General features: G+C 48.1%; 29 protein-coding genes, 2 pseudogenes and 1 riboswitch. Of the genes and pseudogenes, 23 read left to right on the top strand and 8 right to left on the bottom strand.

The annotated features are described in order from the left end of the window. The first annotated feature begins 4 nt into the window (after positions 1–4). The 6 genes from U2F10_RS08365 to U2F10_RS08340 all read left to right on the top strand — a co-directional run bounded on the left by U2F10_RS08365 (position 5) and on the right by U2F10_RS08340 (position 4,964). Positions 5–1,066, top strand: coding sequence for a FecCD family ABC transporter permease (locus U2F10_RS08365; protein WP_163664986.1), 1,062 nt, complete (start codon positions 5–7; stop codon positions 1,064–1,066). Continuing rightward, positions 1,063–1,869 carry an ABC transporter ATP-binding protein gene (locus U2F10_RS08360; protein ID WP_163664987.1) on the top strand — a complete coding sequence of 269 codons (807 nt, stop codon included), beginning with the start codon at positions 1,063–1,065 and terminating at the stop codon, positions 1,867–1,869. The genes U2F10_RS08365 and U2F10_RS08360 overlap by 4 nt, the downstream gene beginning before the upstream one ends. Positions 1,870–2,123: 254 nt before the next feature. Further along, positions 2,124–2,519, top strand: a complete 396-nt coding sequence (locus U2F10_RS08355) for a bleomycin resistance family protein (protein WP_163664990.1) — start codon at positions 2,124–2,126, stop codon at positions 2,517–2,519. 42 nt (positions 2,520–2,561) lie between these two features. After that, positions 2,562–2,885 (top strand): hypothetical protein, encoded by a 324-nt coding sequence (locus tag U2F10_RS08350; RefSeq protein WP_499058727.1) that lies wholly within the window; start codon positions 2,562–2,564, stop codon positions 2,883–2,885. A 184-nt stretch (positions 2,886–3,069) separates the two neighbouring features. Further along, positions 3,070–4,239 (top strand): virulence factor, encoded by a 1,170-nt coding sequence (locus tag U2F10_RS08345; protein WP_499871693.1) that lies wholly within the window; start codon positions 3,070–3,072, stop codon positions 4,237–4,239. Then, complete coding sequence (locus tag U2F10_RS08340) at positions 4,236–4,964, top strand: hypothetical protein (RefSeq protein ID WP_499871691.1); 729 nt, start codon at positions 4,236–4,238, stop codon at positions 4,962–4,964. The genes U2F10_RS08345 and U2F10_RS08340 overlap by 4 nt, the downstream gene beginning before the upstream one ends. A 289-nt stretch (positions 4,965–5,253) precedes the next feature. Here the strand turns inward: U2F10_RS08340 and U2F10_RS08335 are convergent, their stop codons facing one another. Next, positions 5,254–5,712 (bottom strand): FHA domain-containing protein, encoded by a 459-nt coding sequence (locus U2F10_RS08335; RefSeq protein WP_499871689.1) that lies wholly within the window; start codon positions 5,710–5,712, stop codon positions 5,254–5,256. 321 nt (positions 5,713–6,033) lie between these two features. Here U2F10_RS08335 and U2F10_RS08330 point away from each other — a divergent pair, with 321 nt between their 5' ends. The 4 genes from U2F10_RS08330 (at position 6,034) to U2F10_RS08315 (ending at position 7,678) form a co-directional block, all read left to right on the top strand. Then, positions 6,034–6,231: a hypothetical protein gene (locus tag U2F10_RS08330; RefSeq protein WP_499871687.1), complete on the top strand. Its 198-nt coding sequence runs from the start codon at positions 6,034–6,036 to the stop codon at positions 6,229–6,231. A 108-nt stretch (positions 6,232–6,339) separates the two neighbouring features. Then, positions 6,340–6,984 carry a DUF4291 domain-containing protein gene (locus U2F10_RS08325; RefSeq protein ID WP_499866349.1) on the top strand — a complete coding sequence of 215 codons (645 nt, stop codon included), beginning with the start codon at positions 6,340–6,342 and terminating at the stop codon, positions 6,982–6,984. 116 nt (positions 6,985–7,100) lie between these two features. After that, the gene (locus U2F10_RS08320) at positions 7,101–7,361 is read left to right on the top strand and encodes an AbrB/MazE/SpoVT family DNA-binding domain-containing protein (RefSeq protein ID WP_163698888.1); all 261 of its coding nucleotides are present in this window, start codon (positions 7,101–7,103) and stop codon (positions 7,359–7,361) included. Continuing rightward, complete coding sequence (locus U2F10_RS08315; RefSeq protein ID WP_499866348.1) at positions 7,349–7,678, top strand: type II toxin-antitoxin system PemK/MazF family toxin; 330 nt, start codon at positions 7,349–7,351, stop codon at positions 7,676–7,678. Before U2F10_RS08320 ends, U2F10_RS08315 begins: the two co-directional genes overlap by 13 nt. A 292-nt stretch (positions 7,679–7,970) precedes the next feature. Here U2F10_RS08315 and U2F10_RS08310 read toward each other — a convergent pair whose 3' ends face one another. Both U2F10_RS08310 and U2F10_RS08305 read right to left on the bottom strand, forming a co-directional pair. Then, complete coding sequence (locus U2F10_RS08310) at positions 7,971–9,839, bottom strand: S9 family peptidase (RefSeq protein ID WP_499871685.1); 1,869 nt, start codon at positions 9,837–9,839, stop codon at positions 7,971–7,973. Between the two features lie 137 nt (positions 9,840–9,976). Next, positions 9,977–10,711, bottom strand: coding sequence for a nucleotidyltransferase domain-containing protein (locus tag U2F10_RS08305; protein ID WP_163698894.1), 735 nt, complete (start codon positions 10,709–10,711; stop codon positions 9,977–9,979). Between the two features lie 360 nt (positions 10,712–11,071). Between U2F10_RS08305 and U2F10_RS08300 the strand changes: the two genes are divergently transcribed. Beyond that, a complete protein-coding gene (locus U2F10_RS08300) occupies positions 11,072–11,656 on the top strand; it encodes a protein-S-isoprenylcysteine O-methyltransferase (protein WP_250564689.1) in 585 nt (194 codons plus the stop codon). 41 nt (positions 11,657–11,697) lie between these two features. Here the strand turns inward: U2F10_RS08300 and U2F10_RS08295 are convergent, their stop codons facing one another. Next, on the bottom strand, positions 11,698–11,928 hold the full coding sequence (locus U2F10_RS08295; RefSeq protein ID WP_499871683.1) for a hypothetical protein: 231 nt from the start codon (positions 11,926–11,928) through the stop codon (positions 11,698–11,700). A 10-nt stretch (positions 11,929–11,938) separates the two neighbouring features. Here U2F10_RS08295 and U2F10_RS08290 point away from each other — a divergent pair. After that, a pseudogene (locus U2F10_RS08290) lies at positions 11,939–12,262 on the top strand (cation diffusion facilitator family transporter); the annotation flags it as partial. Positions 12,263–12,487: 225 nt separating this feature from the next. Here the strand turns inward: U2F10_RS08290 and U2F10_RS08285 are convergent. From U2F10_RS08285 to U2F10_RS08275, 3 genes are all read right to left on the bottom strand, one after another. Continuing rightward, the gene (locus U2F10_RS08285) at positions 12,488–13,153 is read right to left on the bottom strand and encodes an O-methyltransferase (protein WP_499872340.1); all 666 of its coding nucleotides are present in this window, start codon (positions 13,151–13,153) and stop codon (positions 12,488–12,490) included. 75 nt (positions 13,154–13,228) lie between these two features. After that, the gene (locus U2F10_RS08280) at positions 13,229–14,512 is read right to left on the bottom strand and encodes a TonB-dependent siderophore receptor (protein ID WP_499871682.1); all 1,284 of its coding nucleotides are present in this window, start codon (positions 14,510–14,512) and stop codon (positions 13,229–13,231) included. Positions 14,513–14,637: 125 nt separating this feature from the next. After that, on the bottom strand, positions 14,638–15,663 hold the full coding sequence (locus U2F10_RS08275) for a helix-turn-helix transcriptional regulator (protein ID WP_499871680.1): 1,026 nt from the start codon (positions 15,661–15,663) through the stop codon (positions 14,638–14,640). Between the two features lie 123 nt (positions 15,664–15,786). On the opposite strand from U2F10_RS08275, the gene U2F10_RS08270 reads away from it, so the two are divergent. From U2F10_RS08270 to U2F10_RS08225, 10 genes and pseudogenes are all read left to right on the top strand, one after another. Next, positions 15,787–16,620 carry an alpha/beta fold hydrolase gene (locus tag U2F10_RS08270; RefSeq protein WP_499871679.1) on the top strand — a complete coding sequence of 278 codons (834 nt, stop codon included), beginning with the start codon at positions 15,787–15,789 and terminating at the stop codon, positions 16,618–16,620. A 187-nt stretch (positions 16,621–16,807) separates the two neighbouring features. Further along, a complete protein-coding gene (locus tag U2F10_RS08265) occupies positions 16,808–18,037 on the top strand; it encodes a saccharopine dehydrogenase family protein (RefSeq protein ID WP_499871677.1) in 1,230 nt (409 codons plus the stop codon). Between the two features lie 213 nt (positions 18,038–18,250). Further along, positions 18,251–18,484 carry a hypothetical protein gene (locus U2F10_RS08260; protein ID WP_499871675.1) on the top strand — a complete coding sequence of 78 codons (234 nt, stop codon included), beginning with the start codon at positions 18,251–18,253 and terminating at the stop codon, positions 18,482–18,484. Next, a complete protein-coding gene (locus U2F10_RS08255; RefSeq protein WP_499871673.1) occupies positions 18,474–18,848 on the top strand; it encodes a type II toxin-antitoxin system VapC family toxin in 375 nt (124 codons plus the stop codon). The genes U2F10_RS08260 and U2F10_RS08255 overlap by 11 nt, the downstream gene beginning before the upstream one ends. 242 nt (positions 18,849–19,090) lie before the next feature. Beyond that, complete coding sequence (locus U2F10_RS08250) at positions 19,091–19,936, top strand: class II fructose-bisphosphate aldolase (protein WP_163698914.1); 846 nt, start codon at positions 19,091–19,093, stop codon at positions 19,934–19,936. Positions 19,937–20,397: 461 nt separating this feature from the next. Then, positions 20,398–21,483, top strand: coding sequence for a HEAT repeat domain-containing protein (locus U2F10_RS08245; RefSeq protein WP_499871671.1), 1,086 nt, complete (start codon positions 20,398–20,400; stop codon positions 21,481–21,483). A 301-nt stretch (positions 21,484–21,784) separates the two neighbouring features. Then, on the top strand, positions 21,785–22,402 hold the full coding sequence (locus U2F10_RS08240; protein WP_163660175.1) for a TMEM165/GDT1 family protein: 618 nt from the start codon (positions 21,785–21,787) through the stop codon (positions 22,400–22,402). Positions 22,403–22,479: 77 nt separating this feature from the next. Then, complete coding sequence (locus tag U2F10_RS08235) at positions 22,480–23,664, top strand: MFS transporter (RefSeq protein ID WP_163660177.1); 1,185 nt, start codon at positions 22,480–22,482, stop codon at positions 23,662–23,664. Between the two features lie 61 nt (positions 23,665–23,725). Further along, positions 23,726–23,870, top strand: a riboswitch (cobalamin riboswitch). A gap of 283 nt (positions 23,871–24,153) precedes the next feature. Continuing rightward, positions 24,154–24,420, top strand: coding sequence for a hypothetical protein (locus tag U2F10_RS08230; protein WP_163660179.1), 267 nt, complete (start codon positions 24,154–24,156; stop codon positions 24,418–24,420). 178 nt (positions 24,421–24,598) lie between these two features. Next, positions 24,599–24,727 (top strand): annotated as a pseudogene (locus U2F10_RS08225) (SAM-dependent methyltransferase); the annotation flags it as partial. 282 nt (positions 24,728–25,009) lie between these two features. On the opposite strand, the gene U2F10_RS08220 reads toward U2F10_RS08225, so the two are convergent. Beyond that, a complete protein-coding gene (locus U2F10_RS08220; protein ID WP_163660184.1) occupies positions 25,010–25,597 on the bottom strand; it encodes a hypothetical protein in 588 nt (195 codons plus the stop codon). Positions 25,598–25,849: 252 nt separating this feature from the next. Here U2F10_RS08220 and U2F10_RS08215 point away from each other — a divergent pair, with 252 nt between their 5' ends. Continuing rightward, entirely contained in the window at positions 25,850–26,284 is a 435-nt protein-coding gene (locus U2F10_RS08215) for a ferritin-like domain-containing protein (RefSeq protein WP_163660186.1), read from the top strand. Positions 26,285–26,780 lie beyond the last annotated feature (496 nt).

Here is a 26,780-nt window from a genome sequence, read left to right as displayed (position 1 = left end):
CATTATGCAAAAAACAAGGCAGTCCCAAGACCATCTACAGTGGCTAATACTACGCACAGGGTTTGTGTCTGCACGCCTGGATCGGCGAGTCCCCAAAATTTTGTTGGGTCTGATGCTAGTGACTCTGTTGGCCATGGTATGGAGCGTCGGTCAAGGCGAATATCCAGTGCCCCCGCTAGATGTGATCCGCACGGTGTTGGGTTTACCAACGGATAACCCAGACTACGGGTTTATTGTCAATACACTGCGTTTGCCAAGAACCTTAGTGGCCTGGGGGGTGGGTATGGCCCTAGGCATGGCAGGTACCCTAACCCAGGGGATTACCCGGAATCCCCTGGCCGCCCCTGGCATTATCGGTGTGAATGCCGGGGCCACTCTGGCTGCGGTCAGTCTAATTGTTGTTTTCCCTTGGGTACCGATAGCCGTACTCCCCCTGGCTGCTTTTATGGGGGCCCTCGCAGTCGCTGTCTTAATATACCTGCTGGCCTGGAATGGAGGGGCTTCTCCAGTCAGGCTAATTTTAGTGGGTGTGGGCTTTAGCTTAGTGGCGGGTGCCTTAACGAATCTCATGGTTACCTTTGGTAATATTTACGATGTTAGTCAGGCGCTGGTGTGGTTGGCAGGCAGTGTTTACGGTCGCAGCTGGGCCCAGGTGTTTGCCTTTACGCCCTGGCTAATTGTTTTTGGCTTGTTGTCGCTGGTGCTGAGCCGAGAGCTGAATGCTCTACAAATGGGGGATGATGTAGCTCGTGGTCTGGGCAGCCGGTTGGAATGGCAGCGTGGCTGGTTGTTGCTGAGTTCGGTAGCCTTGGCTGGGGCGGCGGTGGCCACGGCAGGGAGTATTGGTTTTATTGGTTTAATGGCTCCCCACATCGCTCGTCAGCTGGTGGGGCCTTCCCATGAGGGACTGTTGCCAACGGCAGCGCTGACCGGGGGAATGGTGGTGGTGGTGGCTGACCTGATGGGTCGGCTGTTATTTGCTCCCATTGAATTACCCTGTGGCATCATCACCGCTGTGATTGGTGCGCCTTATTTTCTGTATTTATTGATTCGCGATCGCAAATGACAGATCCCGCTCTCACCACCCGTAAACTGACCCTGGCCTATGATGGCAACCCCATTATTGAGGGGCTGGATCTGGCCATTCCCTCAAGCAAAATTACGGTTCTCGTGGGACCCAATGGCTGTGGCAAATCCACGTTACTTAAAGGGTTGGGGCGACTGCTCAAACCACAGCAGGGCATTGTCTATCTAGATAGCACTTCCATTTTCAAACTGCCTACTAAAGATGTAGCAAAACAGTTAGGACTATTGCCCCAGGGGCCTACTGCGCCGGAAGGATTGACGGTGCGAGAGCTTGTAGCCCAGGGGCGCTACCCCTACCAGAGCTGGCTACAGCAGTGGAGCCAAGACGATGAAAAAGAAGTCGAAGCCGCCTTGGCAATGACAGAACTCCAAGAATTTGCAGAAAGACCCGTGGACAGTCTTTCTGGAGGACAGCGCCAGCGTGCCTGGATTGCCATGACCTTAGCGCAAAACACCCAGATTTTACTGTTGGATGAACCCACCACCTTTCTCGACTTAGCCCATCAGATTGAGGTGTTGGATTTGCTCTATGACCTCAACCAGCGAGAGGGGCGCACCATTGTTATGGTGTTGCATGAACTCAATCAGGCCTGTCGCTATGGCGATCACATCATCGCCATCAAAGCTGGCCAGGTATGTGCCCAAGGAAAGCCTCACCAGGTGATGACCGAAACATTGGTGAGAGATGTGTTTGGTCTCGATTGTCAAATTGTCAGCGATCCGGTAGCGGGCACACCTCTGTGTATTCCCATTGGACGTAAGGTCTCGGTCTCACAATACTAATGTTGCTCTGTTACTCAGGGATTGCCCTATGGGCTTGTCATGCCTGCACACCATTAAGGTAATCGGCTTGCTAATCCCATATAAGTTATGTAAAGCAGGTTGCCACAGTACAAATTTACTATACTACGATCTAGATGTTCGGTTTTTAATGAGCCACTGGGTGTTGAATCATGGGCTGGGCTAACTATCGTTCTTTGTCATGTCGATTAGTGCCGATCGCTTAGCACCAACTTAAAATCATAGAAACTGAGGATATGAAAGCTAAAGTAATCACCCCGATTCTGAATGTTTCGAGTCTACAGGAAAGTTTGGAATGGTTCGAGAAATTAGGTTGGCAGAAGCTCTGGGATTGGGGCGATCCCCCTGGATATGGAGCCGTGGGTTCTGGAGAATGTGAGATTTTTCTATGTCAGGATGGTCAGGGTGGCCGTGGTAAGGGCAACAACTCAAGTACATTCGGCCCTGGTGGTGATGAAACCCAAGACAAGGGGGCCTGGATGTCCATTTGGGTGGAGAATGTGGATCAGGTTTATGCCCTTGCTCTTGAGAACGGGATTGAGGTTGTTTTTCCTCCCGAAGATATGCCTTGGAAAGCCAGGGAATGTCACCTAAGACATCCCGATGGTCATGTGTTTCGGGTCAGTCAGTAGCTCAGTGCGTTGTAGCTAGGATTAAGGGAACGAGGTTTCAGCATGAAGCGTAAAAAATCAGATGACTATTACGTAGAGCTACCGGAGGGTATCTCTACGGATGAAATGCATGGGGTTTTAGAAAAAGCGGCAGAGACTGTGGGCATGTACATCTCCCATGTGGGCGGTTACTCACGTAAGAAATATCCCAATTCTGTACACTGGCATTTTAAGCGCGATCGCAAAGAACCCGGTCTTCTAGATGCCACATTCTGGGATGTTAAAAACTTGTTTTGGTTGATGATCCGACACCGCGAACCCCAATGGGTCCATGAGATAGTGCCAACATTCTTAACAGCTATAAAAAAAGAGATTCAAGCGTTATAAATAGAGCCATCTGGAAACACCATTACCCCATCACTTATCCACCCATCTACAGCCCCACCCTGGGTCTTTATGTTTGTGCAGTCCCCTTAGCCATGCACTATCTCGCTGATGATCTAGGCTAGCAACCCCATGGTCTCCATCGATATATTTAATATGGTTAACTGAGCCCAGTACCATTAAGACCATGCAACTGCTCTCCATCGAAACCACCCCCAGCCCCAACTGCATCAAGCTCAACCTGGATGGGACCATTAGCCCCAAAGCCCTAACCCTAGACAAGGGCAGCACCGTACCCGATACCCCTGCAGTCATTCAACAACTGCTCACCATTGAGGGAGTGAAGTCTGTCTTTGCAGTCCAGGACTTTATCACCCTTACCCGCCAAGGCAGCTCAGACTGGCAATCCATTTTGGCAAAAGCGGCTAAGGCGATTGGTATAGCCGACAATGCGGATGCGAAGCTCCTGACCCAGGTGGCTGAACCAACACAGCCAGTTGCCACTAAGGCCACCAGCTCAAATTTAGGCATGCTTGAAGTGGCAGTCCAGATGTTTCGCGGCATTCCGATACAGGTCAAGGCCACCGCAACAGATGGACAACAGGCCCGAGTTGCATTACCCGACCGCTTTAGTCGGTCACTCCAAAGGGCCATCAGTGAAACGGGCGCTGACTATGTAATGGAACGACGCTGGGACCCCTATCAGGCCCCAGCCGGTGAGCCTGAGCAAGTGGCTCAGCTGGTGGCCGGTGAAATCGATAGTTTATTTGACCCTGAAGAACTGGCCCGGATTGAAGCCGCCGCCGTTAGCGCCATAGCTCAGTCCCCTGACCACGCAGCTCAGCAACAGATGCTTGTGGCTGAGTTGAACGATCCTGACTGGAAAAAGCGGTTAAAGGCACTACAGCAGCTTGATGTGACCACCGATAACTTTGCCGCCGTAGTAGCAGTACTCGATGATGAGAAAAGCGCTATTCGCCGTTGGGCAGCGGCCCTGTTGGGGGCCAGTACTCTAGAGATTGCGGTTGCCCCCCTGTGCCGTGTGGTGCGGCAGGATCCGTCAGCCATGGTCCGTCGAATCGCCGGGGATGCCCTGAGTGATATTGGCGATGCCAGTGCCCTGGCGACGATGGCTGAGGTGCTGACCGATGAGTCTAAATTAGTCCGTTGGCGGGCGGCTCGATTTATGACCGAGCTGGGCGATCAAACGGTGATTGAACCCCTGCGCCAGGCCGTGGGTCAAGAATCTGAATTTGATGTGCGGGTGGAGATGGCAACAGCCCTGGAACGCATTGAGGACGGTGGCGATACCCAACTGCCCATGTGGATGCGGCTGACCCAGGGAATGGAGGCATGATTAAGGTCGATGCTCGTAATGAATATCGAGAATTATGTCGCAGGATAGAAAATAAAGATGTTGAATCTTTTATTTGTGAAATTGCTCTAAGTCTTGAATCCATTAGTAGGAAAGATCGTCCAGACTTTTGGGAGTCTTACATTCCCCAAATGGAGATGTCTGGAAGGTTTGAAAATAACCAATATTCTGGAGTGTTCTCAATATCTCCAGATACATCTAAGCATCCAGGAATGCACCCAATACTTCAGCGCAAGTTGGCTGAAGCCCAAAGATTAGGATTCAAAGTTCTCAGAATGACTAATCTTGGAACTGTAATGTGTCCGGATATCCCAGATAGCATGTACACAGTCTTTAGTGAGGGCAGCTTTTGGAATTACTGTGAGAGAGTAGCTAAATGCAGCGATTATATTGTCAGTCATGATTGGGGTCGGGCACAGTATGAAATCTTGAAGAATGAGTATAATCTAGTAGGCTTATCAGTCATCGATTGTTTATCAAAAGTACCTCCAGGGAAATCCAAAGCATTTTGTGATGCAATAGCTGAATGGGTTGATGGCGACTCAATCTCTATGCATTTTGGCTATTCAAATGAATATTTTTGCACAGAAGATAGAGGTAAAGGTGCTGGCAAAAAATCGGTTTTCCATGAAGAAAATTTGGCTAGTCTTAAGCAAGCTTTTGGGCTAAAGATCGTTTCAATATCAGAATTGCTCGAAGCTCTGTAGTATTAGAGGGTCTTCTTTCAGGGTGCAGTTTGATGAGTTTATAGATAGGTTCTTTCATAAATCAAGCTAACAACGCCCATGTATACCGACCGCCGAAAGTGGATCGGTATGATGCAGAAGTTATCTGCGGCGGATGATGGGCAACGTTAGGCGGCTGGTTGGTTGGTAAAGTAAAGTCTCAGCCTGGAGATGGTGTGATGCATCACACCATCTCCAAGAATCTGGCATAGTCTTTTGAGTTGGTGCGTTACCCTTCGCTAACAGCACTTAGCTTTCTGATAAAATAAGCTTATGGAATAGTACCTTGCCCATTATCAGGGATGGCTTCAGCGCCTAGGTTAGGGGTAAATGGGTAGGGGGGGCGGGGATCTCTAGATCCATTCGGGTTTGGACCAAATTCGTCTGGTGACGTAGTATCGCGCTCTAGTTGATAGTAAATGGCTCGAGCTTGTGTACCAAAGACAATTTCGTCCTCATTTTTTAAATCATAAGCCATTAACTTTCTGCCATTGATAAGCAAGCCGTTTGCGCTAGGTTTACCTTTTAAATTGCCATCAACAATTTGATAGTAGTAAGTTTCGTCATCTCTTGGTAGTTGCACTAGGGTAGCGTGATGCCTAGAAACAAACTTTGAAGCCAGACGGATATTACACTTCGCATCACGTCCTAATGAATAGACAGAGCTATCGAGGACAATTTCCCGTATCCCCTGGCTATCTTCCACAATGAGAATGTTGCTAAGTGCCATTAATATTTTGATTGTGACGATGAATTCTAGTCTATCTTAGAACTTAAGCATTGACAGAATAGCAAAGCCATGAGGTGATATAGGTGTCCCTACCTGTTCCTGCCTAACCCAGCGATGCGTGAGCTATCCAAACCGTCACGGCGCGTTGCAACTGTAGCCTCTACATCTTTCTCTGGGTACACCTTCACAGTTGTAGCGACGTGGAATTCACTCCCTTCGAGAACTCAGAACTTGTCAAAGATCTCACTCAATTGGGGGCTTGTGACCTCGATATTCTGAGCGTGAAAGATGAGGAGAGCCACGTCTCAGTCTGCTGTACTGATGGCATACTTCGCCTACACTACGTGGATGCAACTTGTGAGCTGGAAAGCTGACGAACTCGGTGACATGAGTTTATTAGATGACGGAGGTAGTACCGATCCAGCTTGCAAGAGGGAGTTTGTCGAAGCTCTCCGAGCGATTCTTGATGCTGAGGCGGAATCAGGGCGATACACTAGGCCCGATCAACAGCTAACTTGAGATGTATAACAAATCGATGCAGCGGACTAATAATACAGAAATTACCTTTTAGCCCTTTACCAGATGCTAATCTCAATCGTTATGTGCTCACCCTACACCGCACTGAAGATGACGCTTGATACTGAACCATACTCGCAACAAGTCATACGCTGGCCGCAAGACGGACGCGTGATCCTCGCCCAATTCGATGCCGAGTCGATTGTCGTCTATCAAGCATACGGCCCCGCTATCGGTAACTTCGCTGCCGAAAACGGTTACTTTGGCGGCCCGTTCAAACTCACGCGCATGTCGTGGATCAAACCCAACTTCCTATGGATGATGTATCGTTGCGGGTGGGCCACCAAAGAGGGCCAAGAAGTCGTGCTCGCAATTCGGCTGCAACGATCCGCATTTGATCAAATCCTATCGCTGGCAGTTCATTCATCATTCAAACCCGATGTTTACGGCACACGCAAAGAATGGAAAAAGGCCGTCGATGAATCTGATGTCCGATTGCAATGGGACCCCGATCACGATCCCAAAGGCGAAAAGGTTGAACGTCGCGCAATTCAATTAGGCTTACGCGGTGATGTGATTGCAAAATACGCTCGCGAATGGATACTTGATATTCAAGATATTTCTGGCTTTGTTGCCGAACAACGTTCACATGCGAAGTCCCGCGATTACGATCGGCTGTTCACGCCCACTGAGTTTGCTTACCCTGTAACGAATAAAGACGTTGCGGGGAAACTCGGTTTGTCAACTCTGGCGTAAACAAACGCCACATAAATACGCCCTGAGGCAGACGAGGTCAATTTCGCACTGCTTGACAGTCCTTTGACATGTGATTACGATGTAATTACATGTTCGTGTTCGCAAGTATCTAAACTATGGGCACAGTTATCAGAACTCGGATCGTCAAAATTGGTAACTCTCAAGGCGTTCGCATTCCTAAGCTTCTCTTAGAGCAAAGCGGTATTCATGAAGACGTTGAGATTGAAGTACAGGGTGATTGTCTGACTATTCGCACAGCACACTGTTGGCGTGCCGGATGGGATGAGGCTTTTGCAGCAATGGCTAAGAATCAAGATGATGCACTTCTAGATGATGTCAGCACTACTGATTGGGATCAATCTGAATGGGAATGGTAGTCAAACGTTTCGATGTTTTTCTGGTCAACCTAGACCCCACTGTTGGTAGTGAAATTCAGAAAACGCGACCCTGTGTTGTTATCTCACCGGATGAGATGAACCGTTATATCGCTACGGTTATCATTGCGCCAATGACTACAAAAGGTAAGCAATATCCCACTCGTCTTGTCTGTCAATTTCAGGGCAAAAATGGACAAATTGTTTTGGATCAAATCCGTACAGTAGATAAAAATCGATTGGTCAAAAAGCTTGACCGAATCAGTCAAGATGAGCAAAAAATGCTTCTTGATATCTTGGCTGAAATGTTTGCTGAATAGGTTGCCTAACAAGGGCTTGCAACGGAACGGAGAATAAATTTAGATTATGATGCAAAATCATAATCATATCCCCATCCGCTGAAGCCCAAGCCGTTAAACAGCCACTTTCTTGGTCATTGCCCTTAGCATAAGACCAGAACTGCCCTAAATGGTCTGCTAACCTCGTGGTCTGTCAAGCTTAAGCCTTGGGATAAGGTCAGTGAAGGGATAAAGGATAAAAGTGCTGGGGAGACATACAGATAATCATTGCTGACATTCTCCGAGTCTCCCTGGCACCGATCTCCCTAGCCCGCTATTTCACCACGCCGCAGTGTCCCTCAACTTCAGCGGCAGGTTCGGCACGACCACCGATATATTTCGCCAGAAACGCCTCCACGATGCCATAGAAGTGCAAGCGGTTTTCTGGGCGCGCAAACCCGTGACCTTCGTCGGTATACAGGACGTATTCAACCGGCTTGCCAGCCCTATGCATGGCCTCAACAATCTGTTCACTTTCCGCTTCTTTAACGCGAGGGTCGTTAGCACCCTGACCAATGAGCAAAGGCTTCTCGATGCGGTCCACAAAAAACAAGGGAGATCGCTCTTTGAGCATCTCTTCTTCGGTTTCAATATCGCCCACACGATGGGCAAACATGGCCATCATCGGTTGCCAATAGGGGGGCACGCTGCGAATTAGGGTGATCAAATTGGATGGGCCGACAATATCTACACCGCAGGCAAACACATCTGGGGTAAAGGTTAACCCCGCCAGGGTGGCATAGCCACCGTAGGAACCGCCCATAATCGCCACTTTAGTACGGTCGGCAATGCCCTGGTTACAAAGCCAATCTACGGCATCAATCAGATCGTCGTGCATGGTTTTGCCCCACTGGCGATTGCCCGCGTTAAGAAAGTCTTTGCCATAGCCATTGGACCCTCGGAAGTTCACCTGTAGGACAGCGTAGCCTCGATTTGCCAACCACTGTACAGGCGGGTTTAGGCCCCACATATCCCGCACCCAAGGACCGCCATGGACAAACAGCACCGTGGGTAGATTTTTAGCTTCGATGCCCACCGGCAAGGTCAAATAGCCGTGGATGGTGAGACCGTCGCGAGCCTGGTATTCGATGGGTTCCATCGACGCCAGGGCCAGATCTTCTAGTTTGGGCTGGTTACTAAATAGGTAGGTGGCGTCTTTACGATTACGATCATAGCGATAGTAGTATACTGGACCATCGTCAGTGAGATAAGCCACCAGCCATATATCATCGGCTGTAGTGCGTGAGCTAATGACAAACTGACCGGGACGCACCTGGGCCAAGGCCTCAAAATCTCCTCGAATAGCCTCGTCAAGTACCGTCCATTCTTCCTTGGCTTTATAGACAGAAACGGCCTGGATGGTGTGCTCAGTGGGGTGGGTGACGATATTACTAATGTCGTACTGGGGGTCTGCGGCAATCACAGTTTCAGTACGAGCCGCTAGATCGAGGGCAATAAAGCGTTGGGCATTGGCATCGTGGGTGCCCACAACGTAAAGAGTGTTGCCATCTTTAGAGAATCCAACGGCACCGCCCTCGTCATCTGGTCCCCAGCGGCGCAAACTCTCCCAGGCATCATCGGCAGTAGCGCGATAAAGCAGTTCGGAGCCGCCATCGGGGGTGGCTGCCGTGGCTGCACGGATCTGGAACTGATGGTCGGCGGTCCAGCTTACGATATTGCCAGGATTATCGGTGTCAAACTCCACTGCACCCGTGGTGAGATTGATGCTGTAAACGTCGAACTTCTGACGATCCTTCAGGTTAAGGCTGACTAGAGCTCGGTCGGGAAAGTCAGGATCTAGTTCGATAGGGTTAGCTTTAACGCCCTGGAAGGGGGTGAGGTCACGGACCATGCTAGTGGTGACATCCACCAAATAAAGATGGAAGTTTTCATCACCATCGGCATCTTGCAGATAAATTAACTGATTTTCCTGGTATGTCCAAAAATATGACCGAATACCGCGTTTTTTATCCTGGGTGAGCTGACGATCATCGCCGCCTGGTTCCTGTAGCCACACTTGTAGAACGTTATTGGCATCCGGCGCAATATACGCCAGGTATTTGCCATCCGGGGACAGGCGTGGACTGGTGCGCTGGGGGTTTCCAAACAGAGTGGCGCGCGGAATCAGGGGCGGTAGGCTCATCGTGACCGTGGTTTCAAGTTATGTTTGCTTTTCTATCTTGCCTTATGGGTTGCTTGTTGGAGATTGTCAGGGTAGCTAGCTGATTTTGATGACGGTGTACCCTATGGTTTAGAGCCAATAACCTGTTTAGATAGGGGTTAGATAGGTTTTTTCCAGGAAACAGGGGCAACAAGTTTATACCCCTCAAATAACCAACCACCCTCTGGCATTAGCATATTCTCTACTACCCCTATAAGCTGATCAGTCTCTCCATGGGCAAATAGAGCTGCAAAGCTGTCTTCAAACTGAGCAGCAAACTGAGGGGAAACTTGCTGCAATCGTTTGGGAATTGTCTTGCCTGTGGCAGACCAGAGATTCCGACTACGCAGATAATGATTTGCCACCGCATCATATAGCTGAGTACCAGAAGCTATCAGTTCTGCCCTTGAGCGCGGTGCTCGAATATCATCGATCAGCTCTGTAATGGCATAGCGTGACCTATCGATGGCGTCTTTGTCCCAGACCGGTGGACCGTCATCTAAAATATCGTCCGCTAGCTGCTTCAGCTCTCTGGATAGCTCGCTCGGCTGGGGTATCTCGATTCCTTCACTCACCATAGCGGACAAAGAAGGTATCCCTGTGGGGCTATCGACCTCAAAGAAAAAGTACCTCAGCGTTTCAGGATCATGGACAAATGCTTCGACGGGCCAGCCTTCAAACTGAAAAGATTCTCGATATGCCGCAGGCAGTTGTTGAAAGACAACAACAAGATCAAGATCTGAAGTAGCGGTACCTTCACCACGAATGACAGAACCTGCTAAGAAGATAACGTCTGCATCTGGATAGCGATCTTGTTGGATTTTGGTCGCGATCGCAATTAACTCGTCTGTCATAGGGATGTTCACTATGCTGAACCCGTACAAGCTCAATAGTAAAGAGTTTTACCCGATCTTGGCATCGGAGTAGACCCAGGGGAAATTATTGATAGTTAATCTCAATAATCTTAAGTTATTGAGATAATATGTCAGTTTGCATGTTAGTTAATTGTCTGCGATCGAACCTCCTTTTATGGGGGGGGCAGGTGAGGACGCAGTTTTGGGGAAGAGATAGCGAAAGGGAGAACATTACAAAAGGTTGAGGGGGTGTCATTCCTGTGGGCCTTCGCTATGATAGTGGAAAGTTATTGCGAAAGATTCTTAATTGCTAGATTACGAATTTTGCTCAGCTCAAAATTGGCAAGTAAGAGGTCAATCATGGACACCCTCACTCTCAAAATCATCTTCTTAGTATTCTTTGGACTCACAGGGGTTATCCGCAAACCCTATCAGCGAGAAATTAAGAGCAATACCATAATCGATAATCGTAAGACGCCTCTAGAGAATGGCTTATTAGCATTTGTTCTGCTGGGGATGTGTGTTTTGCCCTTGATTTATATTTTTACGCCGTTGTTCAATTTTGCTAATTATTCACTGCCGGTTGGGGCGAATGTTTTAGGAATTGTGACATTTGCGATCGCGCTCTACCTATTCTGGCGGTCTCACCATGACCTAGGAAAAAATTGGTCGCCCACGTTACAGGTCCGAGAAGACCATACGTTAATTACCAAAGGTATTTATCAGAATATCCGTCATCCGATGTATACAGCAATTTGGCTATGGGTTATTGCCCAAGCACTGTTGTTAACCAACTGGATTGTCGGTCTCTCAGGGGTGATCACCTTCGGTACCCTGTACTTTTTCCGGGTAGGTAATGAAGAGAATATGATGCTAGAGCAATTTGGAGAACAATATCAGGCCTATCGACAACGGACGAAGCGCTTGGTGCCGTTTCTTTTTTAATTTCCCCACCCATGTTCAAACCCTACGCTCGCATCTTGTCCTTAATCCAGCGGATGTCCCATGGCTATTTTAGCAGAGACGTCCGTCGCTGATATGGCTAAGTTCTCATTTAACAGTTGCTGATTAATCAGCAGAACTAGCCCCTCGCGTAAATTTTCATTGCAAAACTGTTCCTTGCTAAACCGTTCAGGCAAAGTCAACGTACCCTCAAAATCGGAACTAGATTCTTCTTGCGTTACCGGCATTGCTGAAGATGCCGGTTTTCCAATCATTATCAATTCCATGCATATACATATTCTTGACCAGTGGCAACATTCTCACGACTTTTCTAACGATCAGGGTCGTGCAGAAAAAAATACCAAGATAGTCATGCTGTTTACAGCCGTCACCATGGTGGCTGAGATTGTGGCTGGAACAATTTTTGGGTCAATGGCTTTGCTAGCTGATGGTTGGCACATGGCAACCCATGTCGCCGCCTTTGGCATCACGATTTTTGCCTATCAATATGCCCGAAACCATACCTCCGACCCTAAATACACCTTTGGTACAGGAAAGGCCAGTGTGCTTGGCGGTTTTGCCAGTGTCGTTGCCCTTGTTGTCATCGCTGTATAGAGGTTTCAACCCAGAGTGCTATGAGATAAATTGAACAAATAAAATATCCCACTCTAGTCTGTTTAAGACAGGGCAGAATTTCTCGCAGTGGCCATGAAGGAATGTGCGATCGCACCCCCGTTAATGTAATTTTCAAAGGTTTTGTTTACCCCAACTCTGCAGACCGTTTTTCAAAATTATAGCTTCAGCGCTAGATAAGAGTTTTAGAGACTAAGAGTTTTAGAGACGCTTCATTGCTAAGGTCAACCCGTCGGCGATGGGTAACATGCTTAGCTCAATGCGTTCATCCTGGTGGAGGGTCTGATTCAAGTCTCGTAGTGCTTGTGTATCAGGATCGATAATATCTGGATCGGCTACAGCTCCAGACCACAGAACATTGTCGATGGCGATCAGTCCACCGGGTCTGAGTAATTCTAAAGACTTTTCGTAATAGTGGATATAGTTGCTCTTATCGGCATCGATAAAGACAAAGTCAAAGGTGCCTGACTGTCCTGTGAAGATTAAGTGATTTAAGGTCTCAATGGCATGTGCCAAGTGCAGATTAATTTTGTCAGCGACGCCAGCGGCTTGCCAGTAGCGGCGGGCGATTTCTGTATACTCTTCACTCACATCGCAGGCGGTGAGGGTGCCATCTGAAGGCAACGCCAGCGCCATCCACAGGGCGCTATAGCCAGTAAACGTGCCAATCTCCAACACTTTTTTAGCCCCCATTAGCCGCAGCAGTAGGGCCATAAATTGGCCCTGATACGGTGAGATTTGTATACTACTTACGGGATGTTGGGCGGTCTCCTGACGCAGCTGGGTCAAAATTTGGGGCTCGCGTAGAGAAACAGAGAGCAGGTAGTTATAAAGATGTGATAAAAGTTGTCCAGAATTGTCTCTGATCCCTGGGGAATACAGGTTTCTCCCGTGGCATGCTGAACTGGCCGACAGTTGGCGATGGGCGCAGAGGACCCACCATCAGAACTGCCATGACACCTGTGCTGACACGGTTAAGGGCTGACCTGGAACAATCTCTAGCTCATTGCCACCGCGAGAGGCTTCAAAAAAGTCAATATCAAACAGGTTTTCCACATTGATTTGGGCTCGAAAGCGATCGCGTTGATAATACACCAGCGCATCGGAACGGACATAGGACGATAGCTCAAAGGTGTTGTCAAGATCTCCTTCTCGCTCTCCTGTGAAGAACAGTCCCAAGCCAAATCCTAACCCCTCAAGGGAGCCCTGCTGTAGCTCATAAACTGTCCATAAACTCCCTGAATGACGTGGCACATTAAAGAGCGTGTCTCCCTCTTCAAAAACTTCGTCTTCCGTAATTTCGGCATCCGTGAGTGCATAGCTAGCACTCACATTCCAGCCGGGTAAAATTTCACCTTGCACATCTAACTCAATGCCTCGACTGCGTTGTTCTCCGGTTTGAATTTGAAACAGCCCATTATCTGGATCGGTCGTAAGGACGTTGGTGCGGGTCAGGTCAAAGAAGGCAAGATTTGCAAATAGCTTATCTTGCAACAAATTTGCCTTAATACCCAGCTCATATTGGGTGCCGCGCTCCGGTCGAAAGGAGTCTCTGGTAAAGGTTTGTCCAGCCTGGGGAGTAAAGGAGCGGGCATAGCTGCCATAGAGAGAGACATCCTCGCTGGGTTGATACACTAAACCCACGCGGGGGCTAAAGGCTTCATCTTGTTGAAACTCGTCGGTTTGTGCGATCGCATCATCATTGGTCACCCCGGCAATATCAAATCGCCCCCCCAGCACCAAGATCAGATTATCCGTAAACGAAATCTGATCTTGAGCGTAGATCCCCAACGAATCGGTGCGACTAAAAACATCTTGCCGAAGCACCTCAAAGCCAACGTTATCAGGGCTGTACACCGGATTAAAAATATCAATCGGGTCTAGAAAATTAGCCACCAATCGATCCGTTAAATTTTCCCTGGCCAGTTCCACCCCCACCAGCAGCTGATGGTCAATGGAGCCTGTGTTAAAACGCCCCACTACACTGTTGTTTAGGACATAGCTATCGCGGTCAGTATCCACATCCACCCCTAACTCTGTGGGGTTTACCTGGACGTCAATCACCTGGACAAATGCCTGAGCCAGGGAGTGTTCTCCTTGGACTATGGAAGGACCTGATAGATGATTGGGTCGGACAGTCTCCTCAGCCCAGGCTGATTGGCCCAACAGTGCCAAACTTGATGCCAAGAGCGACACGATCCGATACCCCATATCCTGCTTACCCATAGCCTCACACTCACGCATCTAAAGTCAATCAAGAAAGATTCCTAATAAACTTGACGATACGGGATTTGATAAATTTAAGGTTGCCGCAAACGGATTTTTTTTCTGTCCGATCAGGATTTTTTTCGTCACGCCTTAAACTGACGGCGATAATCGCTGGGAGTCAGGTCTGTATGTCGCTTGAAGGCATGGCAAAATCGGCTAGGACTGGCATAGCCCACCCGTTCGGCGACATCCGCAATTCTCAAGCCGCGATCGCACAGTAGATGCTGAGCCTGCTCCATCCGACAGGCATGCACATACCCAAACACCGTTGTATCAAACACCTGACGAAAGCCTCGCTTGAGCTTATAGTCATTTAGCCCCACCTGCCTGGCCAGCTCCAGCAGAGAGGGTGGGTCGTTAAATTTTTGTCTCAGAATGTCTCGCGCTAGCTGCAACCGTTCAATATCACCTGACCGTAATTTAGGAGACACCAAATCTGACCGCTGTACCTTGCTCAGGTGATGAAACTGCAGTGCCAAAAGCTCCAACACCTTGCTTTCTAAATACATACGTTTTACGGCCCCGCGATAGGGACAGTCCAGCAGCAGCTGGAGAATCTGTTGCATCATCGGAGTGGTGTGATTCAACGATTGATGAAAACTATCCACGGCTTTCCCCTGGGCCAGCTGTCGCAATGGGGGCGGCGCATCTTCCTGGGCAAACCCAAATGAGCGCAGTCGTTCAAAATCAATGGCAATGCCGAGATTTTTGTGGGGTTGTTCAGCCGGGTAGTATTCAATCGATTGCGCCTCAGCAATATGGCACAGACAGGTTTCACCCGCAGTTTCCTCACGATCATCTTCGAGCTGAATACCAGGGTTAATGGTGCGGTGCCCCCCCAGCAAATAAAAATTGGACAGCAGCTTGTCTTTGGTAGTGGAGTGATAGTTTAACTGTAGCGATCGCACATACCAGCTGGTGTAAATATAGAGCGTCAGCCCTGGCTGTAGCCTAATAACTCGTTTCTCACCTTTTCCCAATCGCTGGGGAATAGACTGCCAGCATTCAATCCCGTTCCATTTCCAGGCCACCTCACCACACTCACTGGCTTCTTGCCAAATGGCATCATATTCGACTTGAGTAATGGTCCGAGCGTGATCGAGGGGCATGGGACTGCTCTCAGGTTAGTCATGGGTGCACTGGCCGTCCTTCCAGGAGAAGTAGTTAGCTAACAATTGGGAATTATTCTTAACTAGAATAGACGGAGAGTCAAGCTATGCAAATATTGCAAAATGTCAAAACAATTTATTGTCCTTAAGGACGGCAAAATTGCCTATCAAGTATACGGACAAGGACAACACACTCTACTCCTATTCCATGGTCTGCTCGGCAGCTCGTGGCTCGGCGATGAATGGATACAGGCCATCGAACAAGCAGGTGTACGCTGCATCGTACTAGAACGACCGGGCTATGGAGACTCGTCTATTTTTTCCATAGAATGTGTTGCCGACTGGAATATTATCTTTGCTCAACTCATCCATGCTTTGAATATTCAATCTGCCATTGCCATCGGCTGTTCCGCTGGGGCGGTTTATGCCTATGCAACGGCCTTTGCGTTTCCTGACATCATTACCCATGTTTGGGTATTAGATGGTGTGCCTGCTGTCTTTTTAGAAACTGTTATTCGTCACTATTCCCATGACGATCAAGCCACCTATAACCGTTTCTTAGTCAGCCCCATTGCCGAGATTCAGGATGACTATGCAACGTGGCTAGAGGCTTTTTCTGAGCAGCAATCTGATCATCCCTCCTATATGCTCAACATATTGAAAGATGCTCGCGCCAACCACCATATCGGCATGGCCCGAGAAAGTCAGCTGCAGATTCGCCCTTGGGGATTTGATATCTCAGCCATTCAACAACCGGTGACGCTATGGCATGCGGAGCATGATGCCATGGTGCCCTACAATGCTGCACAAGAGATGACCCAGGTGCTCGCCAACAGTACCCTGATTACGGCCCAAGACCTGGACATATCATCAGAACAAACTATCCATTCAGAAAGCATATCCCAAGGTTTTTTGCACCTGGTAGAACAATTGCAGGATTATAGAGGCGCTGATTAGGGCAAAGGTCCAACACAAATTAAGTCATGATTTTCCAACCATGCGGTACAAAGATGCAGAAATAGCTCGCAGGATTCTCCACCTAAAGCAAGCACCAGAGCCACCTATAAACAATTATAGCGTATACAATTAGCCAATCTCTAAAAGGTTGTTAGCCTCCATCAACTAGAGCAATAGGGAAATTTTCATGGCTTATCAAACTCCCCAATACAATTTAGTTGTTTTTGGTGCAACCGGATTTGTTGGCCGTATCCTCTGCCAGTATTTGTTAAAGCAGGTTGGGGTACATGGTTCTGTTAAGTGGGCGATCGCAGGTCGTTCCCAGGCTAAATTAAATGCCCTGGTGTCTGATCTAGAAGCCAACGGCTTACCCCAAATCATTGCAGATGTCTCCGATGAGGCCAGCCTGCGGCATATGTGCGACCAAACCCAGGTTGTTATCTCCACCGTTGGTCCTTATGCCCTGTATGGGGAACCGCTAGTTAAGGTGTGTGCGGAGACTGGCACTGACTATTGTGATCTGACCGGAGAGCCCCAGTGGATTCGTCGGATGATTCAGCGGTACAGTGCTACTGCTGAGCAATCCGGGGCGCGGATTGTTCACTGCTGTGGGTTTGACTCGATTCCGTCTGATTTAGGTGTGTATTATCTGCAGCAGCAGGCAAAACAACGGTTTGGGAGAGTTTGCGATCGCATCAAAATGCGCCTTATAGCAGCCCGAGGCGGCATCTCGGGGGGGACTGCTGCCAGCGGCATTAATTTGGCGAAAGAGACCAGTACCAATGCTGCCCTACGCCAGGAGTTGGATAACCCCTATTCGCTTTGCCCAGATAGTAGCCAGCTGTCGGAGCCTCCCCCGATCCTGGTTCCGGTACAGTACGATCCGGATTTTCAAGGGTGGGTGTCTCCATTTGTGATGGCGGCCATTGATACCCGCATCGTGCTGCGGTCGAATGCCCTGCTGGATTATGCCTACGGTAAACAGTTTCAGTATGACGAGGCGGTATTGACCGGGCCTAGTGCCACAGGCTGGCTGGTGGCTCAGGGGCTTAGTGTTAGTTTAGTCGGTGTGGCGGCGGCCATGGCATTCTCACCGACGCGCTGGTTATTGGAGACTATGCTGATTCCTAAACCAGGGGAAGGACCAAGTCAGGCAGCCCAGGAGCAAGGGTTTTATGATTTGCGATTCTGGGGGACAACTGCTGAGGGACAGACTATTCAGATTAAGGTGACGGGCGATCGCGATCCGGGCTATGGGTCCACAGCTAAGATTTTGGGCCAGGCAGGGCTATGTTTGGCGGAGGATTTTCCACCGTCTGTTAAAGCAGGGGGATTTTGGACACCGGCGTCGATGTTTGGTGAAGTTTTGATCGACCGTTTGGTGAAAGCGGCTGGGTTGACGTTTGAGGTGTGCTGATACACTAAAGAATCACTTGCTAATCCCAATCCGTTTCCCCTTGACCAAGCTGTTAATTAGCAGACCATCCCACTTCGACGACAGCATCGCCTTAAAACATCGGATGCCATTGTGGCGAGCCACTACTCTGGTGACAGATGCGGTGCTGATTATGGAATCCTTTTCTAACTACACTGGGTATTGAGAATGAATAAAACAAGTAGGGAATCCACTATGAAAACGTTTCAGGTTGAGGTGACGGTGCCAGCAAATCGGCAGTTGATGATCGAGCTGCCGGAGGATGTGGCTGTGGGGAACTATCAGGTGGTGGTAGTCATGAATCCGACTCCAGTCGAGCCGCAGGTGGTGCACAGGCTTAATGCATTAGCAGGTCAGGTACAGTCTTTTAGAAGTCTGAATGCGGTGGACTGGCAACAACAGGTGAGGGCTGCTTGGGATGATGCCTGATTATGTTCTAGACACCAATATTTTTATCTTGTTGTTCAACAATCAGTTGGATGAAGTAATTCCCCAAGGACGTCTGGGATTTTCGGTTATTACTGAGATAGAACTGCTGTCGTTTTCGGGCTTAAGCGATGCCGACGAGAAATTGATACAGCAACATTTGCAGACACTGGCACGCATTTCCCTTGACCAAGCTGTAAGTCAGCAGACCATCGTACTCCGACGACAGCACCGCCTAAAGACACCCGATGCCATTGTGGTGGCTAGTGCTCTGGTGGCAGATGCGGTGCTGATTACGAATGATCAGCAGCTGCTGGGGCTCGATGGGGTAAAGATCCGTGCTTTGAAGATGCAGAGGGTTGGATAATCAATGAGGGAGCTGAGGGCAAGCAGAAGATGCTATTTAGATTAAGGTGATGGGCGATCGCGATCCAGCCTATGGATCGACCGCTAATATTTTGGGCTAGGTGGGGCTATGTTTGACTCAGCCTTAGAAACAAATACGGCGACGATTTCAATGATACTAATGAGCATGTATAGCCCATTAGTAAATAATATAGGGTGAACCCATTCCGTTTTACTCAGTGACATCTACCCCAGCCCCCTTTTATACTTACGTCTACTAAAGAACTGCTAGAGAAAGCTCAAAAACAGGCCTATGCTGTCGGTGCTTTTAACTTATACAACCTCGAAGGTGTCAAAGCCGTTGTTAATGCAGCTGAAGCTGACAATAGTCCGGCAATTATCCAAATTTTGCCAAATATCCTAGAGTATGGAGGGACACCTCTGGTCAAACTCTTTATCGAAGCAGCGGACTCGGCCAAGGTACCGATGTCAGTTCATTTGGACCACTGTGACAGTCGTACCCACATCGAAACGGCTTTAGACGCTGGGGTTCAATCGGTTTTAGCGGATGGTTCTAAATTTCCGTTTCAAGAGAACCTCGCGTTTACCCGTGAAATGACAGCCTTAGCCCATGCCCAGGGAGCCACTGTAGAGGCAGAAATTGGCAGAATCAGCGGTACCGAAGATGGCATGACGGTGGCTGCAAAAGAAGCCAAGATGACCGACCCTTACCAGGCGAAACAGTTTGTAGCAGAATCGAGGGTAGATTTCCTTGCGGTCACCATTGGTAATGTTCATGGGCGGTATCACAGTGAACCCCGGTTGGATTTTAAGCGTCTGGCCAAGGTGCGTCAGCAGCTCGATATTCCGCTAGTGCTACACGGTGCGTCTGGCCTACCGGCTCTGATGATTCAACGCTCAATTGAATTGGGAGTCTGCAAATTCAACGTTAATACTGAGGTTCGACAAAAATATCTTCAGTTTTGGCGAGAGTATGGAAAAACTGATTCCAAACGTGATCTCTTAGATTGTCAGAAGGCATCAACAGGTGCCATGCAAGAGATTATTGCTCAAAAAATCAGGTTGTTTGGCAGTGCTGGCAAAGCCTAGTAAAGCAGGGCTTACAGAGCCAGTATGCTTGATAGGGGATCTCCCCCAGCCTATTAAAGCCGTTACGCAGCACCCGTGCGCCCTGCCCCCCGCAGGCTAAACTCAACTGATTCAACACTGAACCGGAGTTTATTTAACCCCAAGCGGGAGCTTTGTTACATAAACTGATTAATTACGATGTGGATTGTTTTTGTATTTGAGTAGCTAGAACAACACTTAGAGTAAATTTAAAGATTGAACTCTACTTTAAAGAGTCTTCATAGAAACATAAAAATCAATGGGTTGTTGCAGTGGAAACTATAGTGAAAACTTTTGAGTTTCATAGGATTTAGATCCGGATACTAACTTTAACTCAATCGCGTTTTTTCACTATTATCGAAATATTTCCTAGTTGTTGCCTTAGTGAATTTTTGCTTTAAATATTTCAGCACACAGTTCTAAAGACAGATTAATCTAATCCTATGAAATTGTTGATATCTCAAAAGCTTGGCCGTTATTTTATCCTGTCATCTATGTTGTTTCTCAGCAGTAACTGTTCTTTGTTCTCTCTCGAACGCATCGGAGATCGGGGAGACTGCAAAGATATTAGCAATGGGATATCTCAGAATGATGCCCATTTCCTAAGAAGTAAGCAAGACGACATAGATATTGAGAAACTGTTGACCTCTCTTGAGAGTTGGAATAGTACAACTCGCTATAAATCCCTTTTAATTCTCATTTCTAATACGGACCCGACTACACTCTTGCCTAATCTCAGGATAGCTCTCCAAGATAAAGATCCAAGGGTCCGAGCCACCAGCATTGAAGGACTGGCTACGGCGGCTGCATCCCAAGAGACACTACTGTCTGAAGTTCTTCCAATCTTGACTCAAGGAACGCAAGATGAAGATCCAGGCATCCGTTTAAGTAGCTTCGATGGACTAACCGAAGTTGTTGTCAGTCATCAGACGCTGTCTCCTCAATTGGTCCCCTTAATTGCCCATGGGTTGAAAGACAGCAGTGCTTGCGTCCGTGCAAAAACTGTATTCAGTGCGGACTGGCTTATATCCGTACTAGATTCCTCTAATGCTGAGATAAAAGCTATGATTTCAGACTTAATTACAGTCGCATCAAGCGATTCTAGTGTTTGGGCTCGGCGACATGCTTTGGGTGCACTGAGTGATATCAATGTCGCTTCAGAGGAAATCATTCCTATGGCAGTTAATGTTTTGAAACATCATCCAGATTCGGCTGTCCGTTCTGCTGCAGCTTATGCATTGATGGCAAAGGAGGCAAATCCTGCCTCTACAGAAGCCCTACTTGCAGCCATTAATGACGAAAATTCACCAGTTCGTATTCGGGCAACCGCTGCTTTATTTGCGCAACAACCGACCTTATTAATAAGCCAAGATGCCTTATCTACTCTATCTGACACAGGGCTTGGAACAGCTATTTGGTATGTGAAGCAACAGCTAGACGATTTAGATGCGACAGACGAGTCGAAAGCTGATGTGCAAACGGTCTTTAATGCTTTGGCTGCAGAGTATAACTCCCGTCCAAATAAGTAAGGCCGTTGTTCCGTATGTACCTGCTAGTAATCCATTGTGTATGTATTTTATAGGAAATCATGCAATTAAAAATCATAAAGACTCTATTTGTCGTATAATCCTTCTCGAAGGGGAGTAGCTATCGGTTTAGCCGACATCTCTGAATCAACATACTGGTGATGAGCCTGGTTCAGAGAATGATAGGGAATTTCCACTAGTCATTAGCGAGACCTTCACTAAATCTGCTGACGCGGATTTGGTGGAGTCTTGTGCCTCGTCAAATTCGTGCCAGAGACCGTTGTGATCTGAGGAATTTGAAAGGATGCTAGCTGCATTTACGGCCAGTCTGTTATTGATTACTATCTCTGAGTTGGGTGATAAGACCTTTTTTATTGCCGCCATTTTGGCCATGCGCCATCGTCGCCGCTGGGTATTTGCAGGGGCGGTTGGGGCATTAGCCCTCATGACAATACTCTCCGTTTTAGTTGGGCAGGCGGCATCACTGTTACCCGACTCAGTGGTTAAATGGGCTGAGGTTTGTTTATTTATTGTTTTTGGTATTCGGCTGCTATATCAGGCTAGCCAGATGGCAACAACAGGAGACGAAGAGAAAGATGCGGCTGAAGCAGTAGATAGGGCAGAAAAAAGCAAGAGAAAACCGAAAGAGACTCCCTTGGCAATTATGGCCGAGACCTTTGGGTTAGTCTTCGTGGCGGAGTGGGGCGATCGCACCCAAATTGCTACCATTGCTCTGGCCGCAGCCAATCCACCTGGCGGAGTCGTGATGGGTGCCGTCCTGGGCCATGCTATTTGTGCAGCCATTGCCACTAACTGTGGTCGCTGGCTCTGTGGCAGGGTTTCAGAACGTACACTGACTGCATTAGGTGGAGGACTGTTTTTACTGTTTGGCAGCTTGGCTCTGTTCATGCCTCAAGCTTAATTTTTGAGGGCAGGGGGGATAGGACAGATCATCTTATCCCCCTGCTACTTCATCCTGAGAACCCCCAGTAGGATTCTATGACTAATCAATCACGTAGGCTGACACGAACCGTTCAAGCTCTAGGCTGGGTAAGCTTGCTGACTGATTTTGCCAGCAAGATGGTGTATCCACTAACACCTTTTTTCTTGACGAGCATGCTGGGTGCTCCAGTTTGGACAGTGGGGCTGATCGAGGGGATTGCTGAGAGCACGGCCAGTATTTTGAAACTGTACTCTGGCTGGCTGTCGGACTGGGCCGGTCGGCGCAAACCTTTTGCGTTGGCCGGTTATAGCTTAGGGGCATTGTCTAAACTAGGGTTAGCTCTGTCGGGAACCTGGGGCCATGTGTTAGGGGCACGTTTGTTTGATCGGATTGGCAAAGGATTACGAGCTGCACCACGGGATGTTCTAATTGTTGAGAATTGTACTGCTGCCCAACGGGGACAGGCATTTGGCTTACACCATAGTTTGGAAACGGTGGGTGAAGTGCTGGGTCCGCTGGTGGGTTTTGTCTTTTTGCAACACTCTGTAGGAAATTATCGAGGCGTGTTTGCGATCGCATTTTTCCCAGCGCTCCTGGGTGTTTTGATCTTACTAACTCAGGTCAAAGAACAACGTCCTCAAACTAGAAAAGCACGTCCCCAATTTACATTACGAGGATTAAGCCCCACCTATCGACAGTATTTACTAGCCGTTACCCTCTTTAGTTTAGGAAATTCATCGGATGTTTTTCTGTTATTACGGGCCCAAGAGCTGAGCTTTACCGGCTCTACACTTCTGTTACTATACGCAGCTTTTAACCTGGTAGCCGTTGGATTAGGACTGATCGCTGGTCGTCTATCTGACCAAATAGGGCGACGACCGCTACTCGTCAGTGGATATCTTGTCTTTGCTATCACCTATTTGGGATTTGCTCAAGCAGAGACGCCTGCTATTATTTGGTTACTGTTTATGTTATACGGCCTCTATGGCACTCTAACGCGGGGTGTCCAAAAAGCATTTGTTGCCGATCTAGTACACCCCAACCGACGAGGCGCTGAAACCGGCACCTTTCATATGGTAGTTGGTTTGTCTGCATTACCTGCCAGTCTCATCGCTGGCTGGCTCTATGCAACAGTCTCTACAGCGGCTCCTTTTTATGTCAGTTCTGTTGCTGCGGTGATCGCCACACTATTGCTAATGCGAATGCATTTGCCATCGTTAGAGTCAGGGAATCGAGAATGAGCCGCACAGACAGCACCGCAAATTGAATTAACATTCCGTGTTGTGCGTAGTCAGAATGTGCTAGATTACTGGGCGTATCGGTTCTAAGGGGAAACAGTCCTTAGAGGAAACGGGGAAAGAGCAGTGAGAATCTGCCGCTGTCCCGCAGCTGTGAAGGAGGTGTCGCACCTCTCAGTCAGAATGCCCGCCGATAGTCCAATTCATGTTCTACAACATCTGCGAGGTACGGATGATGATTTTAGTGCGTAATTGTAACTATGTTGCCAGGGGAAATCTCTACAATGCTCTACCCTAGGCATATCTAGCTCCATAACTATTAAGTGTGCCTGTTAATTTTGGGCATCTGTTAGTTATCTAATTAATTTTTTGAAAAACTGTTGGCCAGTGTGTCACGGATTGTTATGCCTGCAAAAGGTATGAACAATCTATTGCTCTTAGCACTGTCTAACCCGTTCTCAACAGATCATTTTGAAAAAAGTTAAAAGCATCGTGCCATCCATTATACTGCCGCCTGAAGCACTCATGTTGCAACAGTATCTGCATCGCCCTGGATGTATTCCTGCGTCGGTTCATCCGTTTGTGAAACAAGCGGCACTTACGTTTGTTTCACAAACGGCACTTACCCATAAGATGCGGAGCCAAAAGACCTTTGGAAAACCAGCCAGGCGATTTCCATGGCGGGGTTGGTTGATGTTGATTGGATGTACGATCGCATCTCTCTCTCAATCAGTGACTCGCCGCATGCGTCGATGTTGACAACGGCAGTTCTCTCATCGTATGTCCATTGCCCCAGTGGGCAACCGCCTCCATCCTAAAAATGAGAATAGTTACTAACATGAATATTTTGTCATTGCTTGTTGCCCTCCTAGCGATTTTGCTGGTGGTTGACATCGTTGTTTATCTGCTGACTCCCCGCACCCATGGGTCATCATCACTGATGCGGTTTGGGGTTGTCGGACTGCTCAAATCATTGCGAGAAGTACCCACATTTCTATTAATGCGTTTAGCCTTTGGGGGTGGCCTGTGTCGCTTCGGCGTGTTCCGTGCCGTGCGGGCTGACTCGCTAGACTTGGGTGAACGGCCCCTTTCAGATAACGGACAAAAGATGGTCGTGGCTAGCCAGGCCCTTCTTGCATTAAACTGGTATCCGTCCAGTGCCACTCCACAGCAGGGAAACTCAGAAACATGATCCCTTCAGCCTAGGCAAACTGGCAGCAGGTGCTTGTCGCCACTAATCTTCCCCCTCGGATATAATGCCTGGAGCGGCTTTCTAGCCGGGGGCGAGGTGCCGTTGTATGTGCAAATCAAGCTAACTCATCCATCAAATTGATGCACGAGTGCTGTCTTAAAATGGCTGAGCCAGATCGGTGGCATAGACCGTTTTCCAAGCTTTAACGGTGTCCTCGCCAATTTTGCTATCGATTGCTTCGCCGCTATCAGTCACCAGTCGAATATCAAGCGTTGTCTCTGGTGCATTTTGCAACGCTTGGGCTAACTCATTGCTCACTGAGAACACATTATTTTGTCCATCAATTTGAAACACATCGCCATCAACTTTAATGAAAAGTTGAATGATATTTCTGGCGTTACTAAATTCTGAGCAACTCAAATCTGGAGAAACCCGAAACGACCCGCTGAGACAGTCGCGATCGCGAATAATCGACAGCACCCGAATAAAATCACGACTCCAGAGGCTCTGCACCTCAATTCGGGCGGTTGTATTCAAAAAGCGATCGCTAAAGGAATGACGGTCAAATACCCCAACAAAGCTGCCTTCAAACGGATCATTGATTTGAACTGGCTCTGACCAAGGTAAATTACGGTGGGTTCCTAATGTGGCCGAGTCGACAACAGCTAGCCCAGCGGCAGTGGCTGCACTCGTTATACAGATACTCCCCAACAACCCTAAACTAATCACTAAACGCCCAATCATAATAGAGCGCCTCTGCTTTATGAGACTCTACTTTGACGATAGCACAAGGGATTGGAAACAGTTGAAATATGAGCTTTCTCTTATTAGTTGCAATTGAAATTGCAGGCTTCCAGATGATCTACCAGATGATTTATGTCTACTTAGCTAAACCCATGCCCCAATCATCTTTCAACTCCAACCATTAAATCATAGCCACCCATAAAACCTATTCCATGCTTATAATCAGAACTCGTTGATTCTCAACATGACTAAATGAAAAACCTTGACACCTCACAAACCATTGAACTGCTCAATCAAATTATGGAATTTGAGCTAGCTGGTGTGGTGCGTTATACCCATTGTTCTTTAATGGTTACTGGGCCCAATCGCATTCCGATTGTAGATTTTTTCAAGACTCAGGCAAATGAATCTTTACTCCATGCCCAAGAAGCCGGTGAGATTATTACTGGGCTAGAAGGCCATCCCAGTCAGCAAATCTCAGCTATTGAGGAAAACAACCGCCACTCGGTTAAAGACCTCCTGTCAGAAAGTCTAAACCATGAGCAAACGGCATTAAATATGTACAAAAAGCTCCTAGATGTGGTCCAAAACGCCAGCGTTTATTTGGAAGAATATACCCGTACCAAAATTGGACAGGAAGAAATGCATACACTCGAGATCAAAAAAATGTTGCGTGATTATAGTTGAGCTCGTGGAACCGTTGCTTAGGTAGTTTGGGGGCCTATCTTAACGCGATGGGCTACCAAGCCCTATGTGGTCAAATCGTCGATGCCACATTAGTACCGGTGCCCAAACAACGGAATCGTTGAGACGATGATAACGAGATCAAAGCAGGCAAGGTGCCTGAGCCTTGGCAGGATAAGCTTCATCTACTCCAAAAGGATGGGAAAATTTGGGTAGTGGGTCGCAGCATTCTAGCCGCTTACCAAATTTTAGAAGACGTTAAGTTGTACATAAATCAGGCTTATTGGGTATAAATCTCAAGAAAGGCCTATGCTTAGAAAGCTGATTTTTAGCGGGGATCGATGGTAGGGCGATTGCGATCGCAGCCGATCTTGCCTACGCTAAACCTGGGATTACACGCATATTTCACGATCACAGGCTGGCCAAACGGTATGAGGCCCTAGAGATGATAAGTGTAAGTATTAAGCCAAAGTACCCAACCCTATCACCTAACACCCGA

The sequence above is a fragment of the Leptothoe sp. EHU-05/26/07-4 genome, from assembly GCF_043421015.1.
Lineage (GTDB): Bacteria > Cyanobacteriota > Cyanobacteriia > Phormidesmidales > Phormidesmidaceae > Leptothoe > Leptothoe turfae.
Note: the sequence above shows the minus strand (reverse complement) of the source record. Positions and strands in the feature narration are given on the sequence as shown.